Origin of the sequence: Erwinia sp. B116 (genome assembly GCF_002865965.1) — a bacterium.
Lineage (GTDB): Bacteria > Pseudomonadota > Gammaproteobacteria > Enterobacterales > Enterobacteriaceae > Erwinia.
In genome coordinates, this window is sequence record NZ_JRZZ01000009.1 from 1 (window position 1) to 1,056 (window position 1,056).

Annotated in this window: 1 protein-coding gene; it reads left to right on the forward strand. The window is 67.0% G+C overall.

Annotated elements, in window-relative coordinates:
* Positions 1–1,056 (forward strand): ImcF-related family protein (locus NV64_RS08785; RefSeq protein ID WP_233208956.1); only part of this gene is annotated, 1,056 nt, incomplete at both ends.

Below are 1,056 nucleotides of genomic sequence, written 5' to 3' on the forward strand. Positions count from 1 at the left end.
GTCCTGCTCCCCACCACCGCGGCGCTGATGGTGCTGTGGGCAGGCTGGATGCTGCTCTCCTTTATCAGCAACCGCACTGTGATCCAGGATGCGCAGGAGCAGGCCGCGCTCGCCGCCCGGCAGACGCAGCCGCTGGAGCAGCGCCTGCACGCCCTGCTGGCGTTGCAGAAAACGCTGGCCCGCCTGCAGTACCGCTCTGAGCATGGCGTGCCGTGGTATGAGCGGGCCGGGCTGAGTCAGAATAACGCCCTGCTGGCGACACTCTGGCCACGTTATCAGGACGGCGCCTTACCGCTGCTGCGTGATGCGGCAGCGAACCATCTGCAGAGCCAAATCACCGCCTTTAATGCCCTGCCGCCGGGCAGCCCGCTGCGCGAGCAGAGGGCAAAAACCACCCGGGAACGGCTGAAACTCTACCTGATGCTGGCACGCCCGGAGCATATGGACGCCGCCTGGTTCAGCTCTGCGCTGCTGCACCACTGGCCGACGCGTGATGGCGTGAAGGACGGCCTCTGGCAGGGCGTGGCCCCGTCGCTGCTCTCGTTTTATGGCGCGCAGCTGGCGGCGCACCCGCAGTGGCGCCTGGCGGCCGATGAAGGCCTCGTGAGCCAGGCCCGCACCCGGCTGGTTCGCCTGTCCGGCATGCGTAACAGCGAATCGACGCTGTACCAGAAAATGCTCTCTCAGGTGGCGCACCAGTACGCCGACCTGCGCCTGAGCGATATGGTGGCGGACACCGACGCCGCGCGGCTGTTCAGCAGCGAAGAGGTGGTGCCCGGGATGTTCACCCGCCAGGCATGGGAGCAGGCCGTTCAGCCGGCCATTGAAAAGGTGGTGAAAGCGCGCCGGGACGAGCTGGACTGGGTGCTGACCGACGGCAGGCAAAAGCCGCAGCAGGCAGGCTCGCCCGACGCGCTGAAACAACGGCTGACGGCGCGTTATTTCGCTGATTTTGCCGGGGCGTGGCTGGCGTTTCTCAACGGCCTGCGCTGGAACCACGCCGCCACCCTGTCGGACTCCATCGACCAGCTGACCCTGATGGCGGACGTCCGCCAG